The organism is Pantoea sp. GL120224-02 (genome assembly GCF_900215395.1).
In the GTDB taxonomy this organism is placed as follows: domain Bacteria; phylum Pseudomonadota; class Gammaproteobacteria; order Enterobacterales; family Enterobacteriaceae; genus Pantoea; species Pantoea communis.
Window position 1 is genome coordinate 123,608 of record NZ_OBEC01000005.1, and the last position, 14,040, is coordinate 137,647.

The 14,040-nt window shown below is 54.3% G+C and carries 20 protein-coding genes; 14 read left to right on the forward strand and 6 right to left on the reverse strand.

Annotated elements, in window-relative coordinates:
- Window position 1: 1 nt before the first annotated feature.
- From CRO33_RS11640 to fliR, 8 genes are all read left to right on the forward strand, one after another.
- Window positions 2–1,189: a flagellar hook-length control protein FliK gene (locus tag CRO33_RS11640; protein ID WP_249221770.1), complete on the forward strand. Its 1,188-nt coding sequence runs from the start codon at window positions 2–4 to the stop codon at window positions 1,187–1,189.
- A gap of 123 nt (window positions 1,190–1,312) precedes the next feature.
- On the forward strand, window positions 1,313–1,801 hold the full coding sequence (locus CRO33_RS11645; RefSeq protein WP_097118242.1) for a flagellar basal body-associated FliL family protein: 489 nt from the start codon (window positions 1,313–1,315) through the stop codon (window positions 1,799–1,801).
- Window positions 1,802–1,806: 5 nt separating this feature from the next.
- Window positions 1,807–2,817 carry a flagellar motor switch protein FliM gene (gene fliM / locus CRO33_RS11650; RefSeq protein ID WP_097118243.1) on the forward strand — a complete coding sequence of 337 codons (1,011 nt, stop codon included), beginning with the start codon at window positions 1,807–1,809 and terminating at the stop codon, window positions 2,815–2,817.
- The gene (fliN, locus tag CRO33_RS11655) at window positions 2,807–3,175 is read left to right on the forward strand and encodes a flagellar motor switch protein FliN (RefSeq protein ID WP_097118244.1); all 369 of its coding nucleotides are present in this window, start codon (window positions 2,807–2,809) and stop codon (window positions 3,173–3,175) included. Before fliM ends, fliN begins: the two co-directional genes overlap by 11 nt.
- On the forward strand, window positions 3,175–3,465 hold the full coding sequence (gene fliO / locus CRO33_RS11660; protein WP_097118245.1) for a flagellar biosynthetic protein FliO: 291 nt from the start codon (window positions 3,175–3,177) through the stop codon (window positions 3,463–3,465). The genes fliN and fliO overlap by 1 nt, the downstream gene beginning before the upstream one ends.
- Window positions 3,462–4,193, forward strand: a complete 732-nt coding sequence (gene fliP, locus CRO33_RS11665) for a flagellar type III secretion system pore protein FliP (protein WP_097118246.1) — start codon at window positions 3,462–3,464, stop codon at window positions 4,191–4,193. Before fliO ends, fliP begins: the two co-directional genes overlap by 4 nt.
- Before the next feature lie 10 nt (window positions 4,194–4,203).
- On the forward strand, window positions 4,204–4,473 hold the full coding sequence (gene fliQ, locus CRO33_RS11670) for a flagellar biosynthesis protein FliQ (RefSeq protein ID WP_097118247.1): 270 nt from the start codon (window positions 4,204–4,206) through the stop codon (window positions 4,471–4,473).
- Entirely contained in the window at window positions 4,473–5,252 is a 780-nt protein-coding gene (gene fliR, locus CRO33_RS11675; RefSeq protein ID WP_097118248.1) for a flagellar biosynthetic protein FliR, read from the forward strand. Before fliQ ends, fliR begins: the two co-directional genes overlap by 1 nt.
- Window positions 5,253–5,261: 9 nt before the next feature.
- Here fliR and CRO33_RS11680 read toward each other — a convergent pair whose 3' ends face one another.
- The 3 genes from CRO33_RS11680 to CRO33_RS11690 form a co-directional block, all read right to left on the reverse strand.
- The gene (locus CRO33_RS11680; protein WP_097118249.1) at window positions 5,262–5,786 is read right to left on the reverse strand and encodes a hypothetical protein; all 525 of its coding nucleotides are present in this window, start codon (window positions 5,784–5,786) and stop codon (window positions 5,262–5,264) included.
- Window positions 5,752–6,516, reverse strand: a complete 765-nt coding sequence (locus CRO33_RS11685; RefSeq protein WP_097118250.1) for a winged helix-turn-helix domain-containing protein — start codon at window positions 6,514–6,516, stop codon at window positions 5,752–5,754. The genes CRO33_RS11680 and CRO33_RS11685 overlap by 35 nt, the downstream gene beginning before the upstream one ends.
- A 358-nt stretch (window positions 6,517–6,874) precedes the next feature.
- Complete coding sequence (locus CRO33_RS11690; RefSeq protein ID WP_097118251.1) at window positions 6,875–8,314, reverse strand: flagellin N-terminal helical domain-containing protein; 1,440 nt, start codon at window positions 8,312–8,314, stop codon at window positions 6,875–6,877.
- Between the two features lie 268 nt (window positions 8,315–8,582).
- Here CRO33_RS11690 and fliD point away from each other — a divergent pair, with 268 nt between their 5' ends.
- From fliD to CRO33_RS11705, 3 genes are read left to right on the forward strand one after another with little or no spacing between them, the layout of a single operon-like run.
- Window positions 8,583–10,088 (forward strand): flagellar filament capping protein FliD, encoded by a 1,506-nt coding sequence (gene fliD / locus CRO33_RS11695; RefSeq protein WP_097118252.1) that lies wholly within the window; start codon window positions 8,583–8,585, stop codon window positions 10,086–10,088.
- Window positions 10,089–10,098: 10 nt separating this feature from the next.
- On the forward strand, window positions 10,099–10,500 hold the full coding sequence (gene fliS / locus CRO33_RS11700; RefSeq protein WP_034826350.1) for a flagellar export chaperone FliS: 402 nt from the start codon (window positions 10,099–10,101) through the stop codon (window positions 10,498–10,500).
- Entirely contained in the window at window positions 10,490–10,789 is a 300-nt protein-coding gene (locus CRO33_RS11705) for a flagellar protein FliT (RefSeq protein WP_097118253.1), read from the forward strand. The genes fliS and CRO33_RS11705 overlap by 11 nt, the downstream gene beginning before the upstream one ends.
- 35 nt (window positions 10,790–10,824) lie before the next feature.
- Here CRO33_RS11705 and CRO33_RS11710 read toward each other — a convergent pair whose 3' ends face one another.
- From CRO33_RS11710 to flgA, 3 genes are all read right to left on the reverse strand, one after another.
- Complete coding sequence (locus tag CRO33_RS11710; RefSeq protein ID WP_097118254.1) at window positions 10,825–11,268, reverse strand: flagella synthesis protein FlgN; 444 nt, start codon at window positions 11,266–11,268, stop codon at window positions 10,825–10,827.
- 12 nt (window positions 11,269–11,280) lie between these two features.
- Complete coding sequence (gene flgM, locus CRO33_RS11715; protein WP_097118255.1) at window positions 11,281–11,559, reverse strand: flagellar biosynthesis anti-sigma factor FlgM; 279 nt, start codon at window positions 11,557–11,559, stop codon at window positions 11,281–11,283.
- A 63-nt stretch (window positions 11,560–11,622) separates the two neighbouring features.
- The gene (flgA, locus tag CRO33_RS11720) at window positions 11,623–12,312 is read right to left on the reverse strand and encodes a flagellar basal body P-ring formation chaperone FlgA (protein WP_176505762.1); all 690 of its coding nucleotides are present in this window, start codon (window positions 12,310–12,312) and stop codon (window positions 11,623–11,625) included.
- Between the two features lie 213 nt (window positions 12,313–12,525).
- Between flgA and flgB the strand changes: the two genes are divergently transcribed.
- The 3 genes from flgB to CRO33_RS11735 are packed head-to-tail and all read left to right on the forward strand — an operon-like array spanning window position 12,526 to window position 14,038.
- On the forward strand, window positions 12,526–12,939 hold the full coding sequence (gene flgB / locus CRO33_RS11725) for a flagellar basal body rod protein FlgB (RefSeq protein ID WP_097118257.1): 414 nt from the start codon (window positions 12,526–12,528) through the stop codon (window positions 12,937–12,939).
- A 4-nt stretch (window positions 12,940–12,943) separates the two neighbouring features.
- Window positions 12,944–13,348 (forward strand): flagellar basal body rod protein FlgC, encoded by a 405-nt coding sequence (gene flgC / locus CRO33_RS11730; RefSeq protein ID WP_097118258.1) that lies wholly within the window; start codon window positions 12,944–12,946, stop codon window positions 13,346–13,348.
- A gap of 12 nt (window positions 13,349–13,360) precedes the next feature.
- Entirely contained in the window at window positions 13,361–14,038 is a 678-nt protein-coding gene (locus CRO33_RS11735; protein ID WP_097118259.1) for a flagellar hook assembly protein FlgD, read from the forward strand.
- Window positions 14,039–14,040: the final 2 nt, after the last annotated feature.

Sequence of the window (14,040 nt, forward strand, 5' to 3'; positions counted from 1 at the left end):
GATGGATATCACGGCACTGCTTAACGGCAAACTCAGCGATGTGTTGAAAACCCGCGAGCCGACTGACGAGGATTTTAGCGAACTGTTACTGGAGAAGCAGGATGGCATGCTGGCGATGGAGGAACCTTTGCTATCGGTATTGGCCACTGCCATTTCCATGCGGAGTTCGGCATCGTCGAATTCCGGGCGGGCGCCAGCGTCTGCACTCACTGGCAGCGACAATCCCCGCTGGCAGTTGCAGCAGTTGATAAGCCAACAGACGGCCAACCTTCACGGATCGGCCCCAGCCGACTCCATCGGATTAGACGACGCCGGGTCTGATGCTACCGCCAGAGCCTTTAGCGCTGGCACGCGCAATATGCTTTTCGCAGACACGGATCGCCTGTCTGTCACGAATACGCGCCATGCACTTGTTGCTAATGCAGATAGTCTGCCTGCCGTGGACACGCGCCATGCGCTTCTCGCCAACGCGAGTAGCCAGCCTGTCGTGAAGACGCGCAGTCCGCTTCTCGCCGAAATGCGCGGCGCGCCCGCCGATCGCTTTAGTCAGCCAGGTTCAGGCAGCCGGTCACCTGTGCCGCAGCCCGAAGTTTCTGCCACGGCAGCCAGCGGCCAACTCGCCGAGCGACAAAGTACACCAATTCTGGCATCGCAAGCTGACACCATAGCGATCACCGAGCTGGGACTCTCCACCAATCATCCTACTCCGATGCCGTTACAGCGAGCGCTGCCAGCGCCGGCAACGGTCACGGTGGCCCTGCAACATCCACCTGAATCTCCCGCGTGGAAGCAGGAATTCAGCCAGCAGATTGCATTACTGAGCCGTCAGGGCGTGCACAGCGCGGAGATCCGCCTGCATCCGGAGAGCTTAGGTTCGTTGCAGATTTCCCTGCGCATGCAGCAAGAACAGGCGCAGATCCATATCGTCAGCGAACATGCTGGCGTACGTCAGGCCATTGAGCAGGCATTGCCGCAACTGCGAGCGGCGATGGCCGAGTCCGGCGTGCAGCTGGAGCAAGCCAGCGTGGGCAGTGAAAACCCACATGCCAATGCAGATGGCCAGCGCGGATCCTCACAGCCACCATCGCCTGACGATGCAGATGACCATCGAGCGGGAGAAGACGAATCCACCACAGAGTTAATAGCGTCAGCACCGGGAAATAGTTATGGAATAAATACCTTCGTATAAAAGGGTGAATTAGCCTCAGGTGTGAAATGACATTGGCTTATTCCACTCCATCGGAAAATATTATAATCATGCTCTTCATCAATATTGTTGAGTCTATTAACTCTCACGCTGAGTGTATTCATTATGGAAGAAGAAAAGACCGATAAACCAAAACGTAGCCGCCTGCGAACACTCCTTATTATATTTCTCACACTCAGCCTGGTAACCACCGGTGGCGGTGTAGCCTATTGGTTTTGGCTGGAAAAACAGAGCGTCTCGACTGACGAGCCGAAAGAACCGGTAATAGAAAAAGTGGAGCCGGTCTATGTGCCGCTGAATACTTTCACCGTCAGCCTTAAACCCACCGAGGAAGAAGCTGATCGCGTGCTGTATTTAGGCATTACGGTGAGTTTTATTGACTCACAGTCATCGGCGACGTTAGCGAAATTTATGCCGGAATATCGCAGTCGGCTATTTATGTTATTCACCCAGCAAACTTTTGAAACGTTATCAACGGATGAAGGAAAGCATCAGTTGATTGCCGATATTCAAACGGCACTCAGCCAGCCATTGCCACATCAACAGGCAATCACGCCCGCTGAAGTGTTAATTAATGAATTTATTCTGCGGTAAATACTATGTCAGATAGCTTTTTGTCTCAGGATGAAATCGATCGCCTGCTGAATGCCGACAGTGATAGCAGCGCCCCGGTCTCAGACAGTGCAGAAGCCAGTGATATCCGGCCTTACGATCCGCATACGCAGCGTCGGGTGATTCGCGAGCGTCTGCACTCGCTGGAGATCATTAATGAGCGCTTTGCTCGTCAGTTCCGCATCGGGCTGTTTAATCTGCTGCGTCGTGGCCCGGATGTGACCGCTGGCAATATTCACATCCAGTCCTACCACGAGTTTGCGCGCAATTTGCCGGTGCCGACCAACCTGAATCTGCTGCATCTGCATCCGTTGCGCGGCACTTCGCTGATGGCCTTCTCACCGGGGCTGGTGTTTATGGCCGTGGATAACCTGTTTGGCGGCGATGGGCGTTTTCCCACCAAAGCCGATGGGCGCGAATTCACCCCCACCGAGCAGCGTGTAATTAACCGCATGGTGAGCATGGCGCGCGAAGCCTATGAGTTCGCCTGGAGCACCATTTTCAGCATCAAAACCGAGTACATTCGTTCGGAAATACAGGTGAAATTCACCAACATCACCTCATCACCCAATGACGTGGTGGTCACCACCCCATTTGCGGTCGAGATTGGCTCGCATCGTGGCGAATTTAATATCTGTATCCCGTTTAGCACCCTCGAACCGCTACGCGAACTGTTAAGCAATCCGCCGCTCAGCCACTCCCGCAGTGAAGATGCTCACTGGCGCGGCATGCTGGCGGGCGAGATGCGCGAAACCGAGCTGGAGCTGGTGGCGACCTTTGCGCAAATGGAAACCCGGCTCTCATCGGTGCTGCGCATGCAGCAGGGCGATGTACTGACCTTCGACAAACAGGATCGCATCACCGCCAGCGCCGGCGGTGTGCCGATATTCACTGCGCACTACGGGGCCGTGAATAACCAATATGCCCTCAAGGTTGAACAAAAAATTCAGCCTGCATTGTCATCAATAAGCAAGGAGCCACATCCCCATGAGCGATAACCCAACCTCGACGGGCGCTGAAGATCCCTCTATCGACAATCTTTGGGGAGACGCCATGAGCGAGCAGCAGGCTGCCAGCAGCGCGTCGCAAAGCACTGACGATTTGAGCCTGATAATGGATATCCCAGTGAAAATGACTGTGGAATTGGGCCGTACCAAAATGACTATCAAAGAGCTGCTGCGTCTCAGCCAGGGTTCAGTGGTGACGCTGGATGGTCTGGCGGGAGAACCGCTGGATATCCTGATCAATGGCTATCTGATTGCCCAGGGCGAAGTGGTGGTGGTGTCGGATAAATTTGGTATTCGCATCACCGAAATCATCACGCCGTCTGAGCGTATGCACCGGCTAAGTCGCTAATGATCACACACTCTGCTGATGATTCGCTGCTTATGACGCTGCTCGGTGCGCTGGGATTGGTGATTTTACTGATGCTGTTGCTGGCGTGGAGTGCGAAACGCAGCGGCTGGCTGCAGCGTTATCAACGCAGCCATCCGGCCATTAACGTGGTGGCGCGTCTCTCGCTCGGCGCACGCGAGCGGCTGGTGCTGGTGGATATCGGTGAGCAGCGGCTGTTGCTTGGCATCACCGCGCATCAAATCACCTGCCTGAACCAATCACCGCAACCTGACGCTAAGGACGGACGATGAAAGGGCGCGCGGTCATAGCGTTGCTGCTGCTTTTCACCGCCGCCAGCGCCGGGGCCGCCAACAGCGACATTGTCATCGCCCGACCCAACGGTGAAGATGGCTGGACGCTGCCGCTGCAGACGCTGGTGTTGCTGAGCGGCTTTACCTTTATTCCCGGCATTTTGCTAATGATGACGGGTTTCACCCGCATTGTGATCGTGCTGGGGTTACTGCGCAATGCGCTGGGGACGCCCACCGCACCACCGAATCAGGTGCTGGTCGGGCTGGCGCTGTTCCTCACTTTCTACGTGATGTCGCCAGTGCTGAACCAGATTTATGAAAAAGCGTGGCAGCCGCTGCAAAACAACAGCATCACCATGGAAGTAGCGTTGGCGGAAGGGGTTAAACCGCTGCGCGCGTTTATGCTGGATCAAACGCGTGAAGCGGATCTCGCGCTATTTGCACGTATCGCCAAAGCACCGCCGATGAGCGGGCCGGATGCAGTGCCGCTCAGTATTCTGGTGCCTGCCTTTGTTACCAGCGAATTGAAAACCGCTTTCCAGATTGGCTTCACGATATTCATCCCGTTTTTAATTATCGATTTAGTGGTCGCCAGTATTCTGATGGCGCTGGGCATGATGATGGTGCCACCCACCACCATCGCGCTGCCGTTCAAACTGATGCTGTTTGTGTTGGTCGACGGCTGGCAGCTGCTGCTGGGTTCACTGGCACAAAGTTTCTACAGCTAAGGAGCCGCGAATGACACCCGAAAGTGTGATGGTGCTGGGCATGCAGGCGATAAAGGTAGGGTTGATGATTGCCGGGCCGTTGCTGCTGGCCGCACTGGTCACCGGGCTGGCGATCAGCATCATGCAGGCCGCCACTCAAATCAATGAAATGACCATGACCTTTATCCCGAAGATCCTGATGATTGTCGGCGTTGCCGTGTTACTGGGTCCGTGGATGCTGAAAATCTTTATTGAATACATGCGCACGGTGTTCACCAGCATCTCATTCGCGATCGGCTAATGGCGTTTGGCATCCCGTTTGAGCTGCTGACCGCGCAGATTGCCCACGTGTTTTTTATTATGGTGCGCGTGGCCGCGCTGCTGTTTGTCGCGCCGATTTTCAGTGAGAAGGCGATCAGTAAACGGCTGCGGGCTGCACTGGCGCTGCTTATCGCCTTGCTAATTGCCAGCAGCGTGGAAGATGCGCAGGTGGCGTTGATGTCGTGGCGCGGTGCCTGGCTGGTGGTGAAGCAGGTTGTGATCGGTGCCGCGCTCGGTCTGATGCTGCAGCTACTTTTCGCTGCGGTGCGTTTGTGCGGCGAGATCATTGGCATGCAGATGGGACTTTCGTTCGCCACCTTTTTTGACCCTAATAGCGGCAACACGCCGGTTATTTCACGTTTGCTCAACCTGCTGGCGATGCTGCTGTTTCTCAGTATCAATGGTCATCTGTGGCTACTGGCGCTGCTGGCAGAGAGCTTTACCAGCCTGCCGGTGGATGCCGAACCGTTACACGCGGGTGGCCTACGTTATCTGGTGATGCAGGGCGGGTTGATCTTCAGCCAGGGATTGATGCTGGGATTGCCAATCATCACGCTGTTGCTCTGTATCAATATGACGCTGGGGTTGTTGAACCGTTTAACCCCGCAGCTCTCGATCTTCGTGGTGGGTTTTCCCCTGACGTTAGGGGCGGGCATGCTGGCGCTGTTCCTGATGGGCGATACCTTGCCCCCCTTTTTTACCCACCTCACCGCGCGCATGTTTACTCACCTTGAACAGCTGTTAGCCACGCTACGCTAAATAATCTGGCTACCTGATGCAGACATTACGCGCCACGCTCTCTGTACCGGAGGCCAGCACGCGGCCATTGAACAGATACATGGCAATCACGCTGACATCGCCTGCCTGCAAATGCGGGAAGACATACTTTTGCACGTCCTCATCGCGGCTTTTGTCACCCAGGCCACGACTGTGTTGTGTGACGGTGATTTTAAGCAGGTTGTGGTTGAACTCACCGTTAAACCAGACTGCACGATGAATCGGAGTGATCGGTGCCGTCAGTTGCCCATCCTCAAAACGCGAAAGCGTGCCGAGATAGCTTAAATGGCCCTGGCTGAAGCCATCGCGATAACTGCGGTAAATCCCCTGCGTCAGCACCCATTCACGCTCACTTTTGATGTCATAAAATGCCAGCGGAAACAGGCACTGGGACTGCTGTGTGGTGGTGGTCAGCCAGCGACCGATCACGGCAGAAAACGCCAGCACAAAGCAACCGATAAACAGCCAGAGCTGCGGGGATTTAATTGACGCGAAAATAGAACGACTCGCATGCATTGTTCGCTTCCTCAAAGGGGTGTTGGCACGCAATCACACCCTGATGTTGCGGATTGTTGGCTGAACTGAGGGTGACGTACAGCACGCTGGCCGCAGGTTTATCCGGGTTCGTCTCCAGTACATAACGGCGATAAGTGCGTAACGTGGTTTCAATTAAGGCGTGCTGCGTGTGATGTCCTTTCGGCACCCAGACGCTGCTGCCAGCAGGGATGGACGGCCCCTGCCAGCTGACAAAATCAATCGGTTTTGGCGTAAGCAGAAAAAAGTGTTGTACCAGTAAAGCCACCAGACACCCGGCAGTGATGCCAGCGACGGTGACGCCTGCTACTCGCCGCCCATTCAGCGGGCTCCGTGCCGGTAGCGAAAGGGGCATTGTCAGTGCGGCGGGTTGCTCGACGGCTGGCGGCGTATTGATGATCAAGCGGTAACCGCTGCGTGTGACGGCCAGCAGGCTAATCTGCTGCTCAAGTTCCAGCGACATTAATGCACGGCGCAGTTTATTGATCATCACGCGCACGCTGTTATCGGTGGCGGCATAACCGGCACGACGCCAGCCAATCTCCATCAGCTGTTCATGCGTCAGCACTTCGCCTTGCGCCTCCGCGAGTGCATACAGGCAGCGCGCGGCGCTGGCGGGCAGCGTCACGGACATATCATCCAGCGTCCGGCTCAGGATGCGCGTACGTCGATCTAATCTGGCCGCCTGACCAAGCAAGATTGTGTTAGGCATAGAGAAGTCGTCTATCAATTAGGGTAAAGAGCGAGTCGGTTGTTAATGTTATTTTTGTGCTAACCGAACCCATTTTTTGCGGCTAAAGAGTGCCAGATTTTCAGCGCTCTCCCGCGTTTATTTTCCCGAAAGCCACCCAAAATCCTCTTAATCATTAAGGTTATTTATTTGATCTAACCCGTAAGATTTATAGAGTTATTTTTTATCGATTATTAACAAGGCTAATGGCCGTTTCACGTTAGTTGTTCGGTTAAAAATGATTAGTATTTTTCATCAGAAAATTGCGGGCAGAAGCAAAAAAGCCCTCCACGGGGAGGGCGAAAATTGCACGCTGAATGCAATTAAGGAGAGGCACTAATTAACGCAGCAGGCTCAGCACGTTCTGCGGCACCTGATTTGCCTGCGACAGCACCGAAACACCCGCTTGCTGCAGGATGTTGGCGCGGCTCATGGCGGAGACTTCTACCGAGAAGTCCGCATCCTGAATGCGCGAACGCGCTTCGCTGGTGTTGATGACGGTAGAGTTGAGGTTGGCAATGATCGAGCCAAAGCGGTTTTGAATCGCACCCAGATCCGAGCGGAAGCTGTTGACGTCGGTCATGGCGCTATCGAGACGTTCCAGCAGATGGTTAGCGACCTTCTGCACTTCATGAGTGTCACGCGCACTGGCATCAGCTACCGCGGTAGCGCCGCCTGCGGCATCATCCCAGGTAAAGGATTTCACTTCACCGTCTTTGTTGATGGCGAAGTAATTGCCGTTGTCGGCTTTGAAGATCTGCATCTCGGTATCCGCCATGTCGGCACCGAAGATGTCATTGGACATCTGATTCAGCGTGGCTTCATCAATCAGTTTGCTACCGATTTGCGCGCCGATGCCCTGACTTTTCAGGTTCTTCAGATCGCTTGGGCCATTGCGCAGGATATCGATGTCGAGGTCGGAGATTTTCTCTTTCACTGACACGGTATCGATGGTTGTAGGGTTACCCGGCGTGCCATCGGTAAATGCGATGTTTAACTCGACCTGGCTACCCGGGATGGCAGAGTCTGCCGCAAAGAAGCGCATATTGCCTTTGCCGTCATCGACGGTGAAAACTTCAGTGGTGGCAGCAGCACCACCAATTGCAGTGGCGATCTTGCCAAGTTCAGCGGTGGTCAGTTCAAACTGCTCGGTCATACCTGGTACTGTGAACGTATCACCATCAGCCCGAGCCGTCCCTGCAGCAGTAAACTTCGAATCCATCGGCAGACTGTCGATGATTTTCTCAAAGTCTTTAGCAAAGGTATCCAGACCCAGCGAACCCAGCGCCATTTTTGGCAGCTTAATATCAATGGTCTGGCCATCTTTATCACCGATCTGAATCGACAGTTTTTCCTGCGATCCATCCAGCATTTTCACGCCGTTGAAGTTGGTGGATTCGGCGATACGGCCAATCTCATCCAGACGTGCGGTGATCTCCTTTTTGATCGACTCGCGGTCTTCTTTGGAGTTGGTGCCGTTCTTCGCCTGCACCGTCAGTTCACGAATACGTTGCAGGTTTTCATTCACTTCTTCCAGCGCGCCTTCAGTGGTTTGCGCCAGTGAAATGCCGTCATTGGCATTGCGCGTTGCCTGCGTTAAACCGCGCACCGATGAGGTGAAGCGGTTAGAGATGGCCATACCGGCGGCATCATCTTTGGCGCTGTTAATACGCAGGCCCGAAGAGAGGCGCTCAATCGCTGTTCCCAGTGAGTTCTGTGATTTGTTCAGGTTGTTTTGAGCCATCAGACTCAGTGCGTTGGTATTAATGACCTGGGCCATAATCGATATCCTTTTTTCCAGTGAATGCTGCTTAAGCATGGCAGCGGGAATATGCGTGAGAGGTGACGCATACCTTATTCATCGGGGCAGCCATCAGGTGCTGAAATAATTTTTTGTTTTTTCATGCAAAGGCAAAAAATCACGACAGGTTTGTCGCTATATCGAGACTTAAGACGATGGATGAAAATCATTGTGTAAATTATTAAGCGAAATCCTGCCGGCACCGATGGGAAGAGTTGATACCCTCGATGAATTAAGGAATTTAAAAATGACGACACCTATTTCAGGATTGGGCGGATCCGGTTTAGATATCCCCGCACTGATGGAGCAGATAAAAAATGGGGAGAGCAAGAAGCTGAATCCCTATTTAAATAAGCAGAATAAATTTAACGGTCAGGTTTCGTCATGGGGAAAAATCTCTAATTCACTGGCCTCGTTAAAATCGAATCTGGATAAGCTGCAGAATGAAGGTTTTAACGGTGTCAGCATTGGCGATAACAAAGCTTTTAAAGCCACCGCCGGAAAAGGCGCAATTCCCGACAGCTATTCAGTGATTGTCGAAAAATTGGCAAAAGCACACAAAATTGGCTCGCCGGAGCAGGACAGTAACAGCGCACAGCTGGGGGATGGCTCGGCAACGCGCACTCTGACCATCACGCTGGGCAACGGTAAACCGCTGTCGGTGGAGCTGAAAGATGATGAAACCTCGCTGGCGCAAGTGGCGAAGAAGATCAATGCGCAGAATGGCGATGTCAGCGCCTCAGTGATGCCTGCCGAAGGCGGCAAGTTTCAGCTGGTGGTGACCTCGAAAAAAACCGGCAGTGACGGCCAAATCAAGATGGAAGTCAGCGGAGATAGCCAGCTGGCCGGTGTACTCAACTACGATCCCAAAGCCGCCAATGTGCCGGGAGATCCGGGTTACGATCCAACGCGCATGAAGCAGATCAGCGCTGCGCAAAATGCACTGATGAAAATCGATGGCATCACGGTGGAGCGCAGTTCAAACACCATCAGCGATGCGATTGAAGGCATTACTTTTGAGCTGCGTGAAGTCTCGGAAAAAGATCCGGACGATCCCGGTCAGTTTAAGCCTGAAACGCTGTCAGTGACGGCGGATACTTCAAAGGTGAAAAGCCTGATTGAGGAGTTCATCAATAATTACAACAGCTTCCTCAGTACTTCCGCCAGCGCCAGCACCTATAAGCCACCGGAAAAAAATTCCGATGAGCAGAACAAGCAAAATGGCCCACTGTTCAGCGATGGCACCTTACGCCGTCTGAACAGCCAGATGAAATCGGCTGCCGGCGGCAACTATGGTGAGTCGAGCGAGTTGTATCACTCGCTAGCCAGTATCGGTATCACCGTGAAGTTCGAGGAGTTAAAGCCCGGCGAAGATCGCACCGCGACGCTGGGCACGCTGAGTATCGACAGTAAAAAGCTGGATGCCGCGTTGAAAGAGCACCCGAAAGAGGTGGAAGCGCTGTTCCTTGGTAAAGACGGTGCGCAGGGCATCAAGGGCCAGATGGGCGAGGTGTTCAAAACTTATCTGGGCGATAACGAGTCGATCCCCAAAACGGAAGGCACCATCGCTTCGACTGTTAAAGGGCTTAAAGATCAAGAAGCGCGGGTTGCGAAGCAGATCGAGCGCATGGAACAGCGCATCGAAGAGAGCCTGAAGCGCCAGCAGAAAGAGTTTATGCGTCTGGATAAAGCGATGACGGATATGCAGGCAATGAGCAATCAGTTGCAGGGTGCGCTGGCAGGATTAGGCTGAGGAACGGGCGATGTACGGTCAAACCGGTAACCGCGCCTATTCTGCGGTTTCATTAGAGAGCCAGGTAAGCGGCGCAACACCGCACCAGCTGATCGCGCTGTTGTTCGAAGGCGCGATCAATGCCATGCGCCGCGCTGAGATCTATTTTCAAACCGGCAATGTTGCCCGGCGAGGTGAGATGATCTCACGTGCGATTAACATCATTGATAACGGTTTGCGTGCCGGGCTTGATCATCAGGTGGGCGGGCAGATCGCCGCCGATCTGGAGCGGTTGTATGAGTATGTGTCGCGCAATTTGCTGTTGGCGAGCGTCAATCAATCGGCTGAGTCGTTGCCGCAACTGATTACGTTAATGGTGGAGATGTCCGATACCTGGAAAGCCATTGATCCGCAGGTGAAATATGCTCAGTGATGTGAAAGAGCAGATTCAAGCCTTGCTGGCACTGAACCAGCGGCTGATTGCACTGGCGCATCAGGACGGGTGGGAGGCGTTTAGCGAGGAGATTGTGGAGTATACACAGCGGATGAAAGCGCTGTGTGCGTGTGATTTCAGTCAGGCGGATGCAGTGTGTTTAGCGCAGTTACTGGCGGAGGCTGCGCAGTTGATGCAGTGCATTCCGGCTCGTCTGGCAATGCTGCAAAGTGAGATCGCCGCGCTGCGTAAATCCCGTCACTCTGCTCGTGCTTATGCGGTGTCGTAGGACATGGGTGCTGGCGCGAGCCCGCACCCAGCCCCCTAAACACTGATATCGTATTTCCTGCCCACCACAGCTGGGCCAGACTCCCCGCCAGACCCGTATAGCGTATGATGATGCCCCACCTGATCCACCACCTTCTGTACCCGCTGGGTTTTCTCCAGATGATGTTGCAAACGCGCCTCCACCTCACTATTCAAAGCCTTACTGCGACGGACGCGCTCGGTGATTTGCTGCCAGCACACAAACAACTGCACGCGATGCGGATAGGGCGCGGCAATGGCTAAGCGTGTCTCCTGCTGGATCCGCATCTCATCGTGATGCTGCAAGGTCGCAAGTAACTGACTCTTGCTGTCAGTGAGCACCTGCAGCGCCACAGGGTTAATCTGGGGGCGATCAAGCTGATTCGCCTCGGCTACCATAATGGCATCCAGCTCCTCCAGCGCGCTTTTCATCTGAAGCAGTGTTGTATGCAGTGTCTCCATCACTTAAACACCTCACTGTTGTGGCGAGATAAGGGAGTGCACCATGCCGCGCGCGATCTCTTCTGCGGCAATCGGCAAATCACCGGCTTCCAGTGCGGTGCGCAATTCGACAACGCGTGCGACATTCACATCGCGGCTATCGTCCGTCTGGAGTTGTTTCATCACACTGCTCAGGCTCACGGTGCTTTGACGCTCCGCATCCGGGCGGGCGCGGAGTGATTGTGGTGTGGAGCGGGCAGGTAGCTCATGCGTGCCCGCAATGGGTGAAACAGGTTGAGTTCGGTCAATCATGGGATCCTCGAAAGCAATAGGTTGTATAGCCTTTACATCGGGGATCGCTGAGAAATCTAAAAATTATTGTGTTAGCGAGATCACCACCAAACCGCCGGCGCTGACAAGCCCGCTTAGCGTCTGTCCATTGCGCATCTGCACTCGCAACGTGTCGTTTTCCGCCGCATGATGCAGCGCCTTGCCCTGACTGCGCACACGAAATCCCTCGCCGAGTGTGAATACCTCCACCGTCTGACCGGCACGCAATAACCTCGGCTGGCGCAATTGCTGAGATAACAGCGGCTTGCCCGCTTCAACGTCACGTATCAGGCGCTGGCCGAGGATATCGCGCTGCTGAAAGATCAAACCCGCAGGTTGCCCGGCCAGATCGCCACGCTGCGCCACGATATCGCCCGCTTGCAGCACATGTCCGGCAGGCAAAGACGTTCGTGCTGCCCACCAGCGTCCCTGAGCGTGAATACGGATGGCTAAAAAGTGCTTACGCGCACCACAGCGTGCGACCAGCGTTCGCCTACCGGTCAGACGCGAATCTTTACCCGCCAGACTCAATACGGGCGCATCACACAGGGCTGCCAGCTGTTCTGACGTCGCCAGCAGCGTTGCGCTGCGTACAATCTCACCCTGGTTATCGGGGAGTTTTAATAACGCATCCAGCTTAGGCTGCAAGCGCTGCTCAGCCGCAGTGCTGGCTTGCGCCGGCGCGGAAAGGGCTACGAGAAATAAAATGATCGGGCGTAAAACATCATGTCTCATCAGGATGCCTTTTATATCGTCATCCCCGTTATGATAAATGGAATAATGAATATTCAAACGAGCTAAATAGTCTCGTTTATGAAGGTAATTAACCGGGTATGTATTTAACAGACTAATAACCCCTATTTCTGTGCACTCTTCACAGTGTGATATTTCATTATTCCTGATTAGACTGCTGATGTTTGGATAACGAGAGGCAGGATCTCCCTTATTATGAACACTAAACTCGATGAGGCGTTTCGCTTTCAACAGCATGCGCTCAATATACTCTCTCGCCGTCAGGACGTGCTGGCGGCCAATATTGCCAATGCGGATACGCCGGGCTACCTGGCAAGGGATATCGATTTCTCTCAGCAATTAAAAAGTGTCATGGCATCTCCTGCTGCTGGTAAATCAGCGGTATCTTTGTCATTAACCGCAGACCGTCATATCGCGGCGAAATCGACAAATTTCAATGACGATAGCCTGTTATATCGCATTCCCGATCAGCCCAGTGCCGATGGTAATAGCGTCGATATGGATCGCGAGCGCGTTAATTTTGCAGATAACGCCCTGAAATACCAATCCAGCCTCACTTTTCTTGGGGCGGATATAAAGAAAATGATGACCGTGCTGAGTCAGGGGTAAATAAATGGCGTTATTTAGCGTATTTGATATTGCCGGTTCGGCAATGGCGGCGCAATCGCAGCGGCTCAACGTTAGCGCCAGCAATATGGCCAATGCCGACAGTGTGGCGGGTCCCGATCAGCAGCCTTATCGCGCCCGCCAGGTGTTGTTTCGTGTTGATGCCGCGCCGGGCAGTGAGATCGGCGGCGTCAGGGTCAGTGAGGTGGTGGAGAGCAGTGCACCCGAACGTCTGGAGTATCAGCCGGGCCATCCGCTTGCAGATCCGCAGGGCTATGTGCGCATGCCCAACGTCAATGTGGTGCACGAGATGGTCAACACGCTCTCGGCCTCACGCAGCTATCAGGCCAACGTCGAAGTGATGAACTCCGCCAAAGCGCTGATGCAGAAAACGCTCACTCTCGGCCAATAAGGAAGTGCAACCGTGATTTCTCAGGTCAATAACAACAATGGCAGCGGCGACGGATCGGGCAGCAGTGCAGGCGATCTTAGCGCCAGCTTTCTGAAACTGCTGGTGGCGCAGATGCAAAACCAGGATCCCACCAATCCGATGGACAACAACCAGCTCACCTCGCAGCTGGCGCAGTTCTCTACGGCGGCGGGCGTCGAAAAACTCAATAGCTCAGTGGCGGATGTGCAGGCGTTGATGGCGCAACTGGGCGGCATGGGGACCGCCGCATGGGTCGGCCGCAGCATTCTGATCGAGGGCGACCCGACAGTGTCGTTTGGTGGCGCTGAAGAGGGGGATGAGGCGAACGACACCTTTAGTTTCCTGCTGGGGGGCGAAGCCGAAACGGTCACCGTCACGCTCACCGATGCCGAAGGCAACAGCTACACCGCACAGCTGAAGAACGTGAAGGCGGGCGTGAAGACCTTCACCCTCGACGATTTACAAAACTTCCAGCCGGAACCCGGCCCGCCGCAGGATCGGGAATACACCCTGAGCTTTGACGCGAAAAACCCTGACGGCGAGCCGCCAAAAATCTCCGGGTTGATTCAGGAACAAGTGCAGGGCGTCACCATTACGCCGGACGGCGCGGTGCTGCATCTGCTCGACCACGATCCCATCCGTATCGGCGATGTGGTGGTAATCCAAAAATAGTG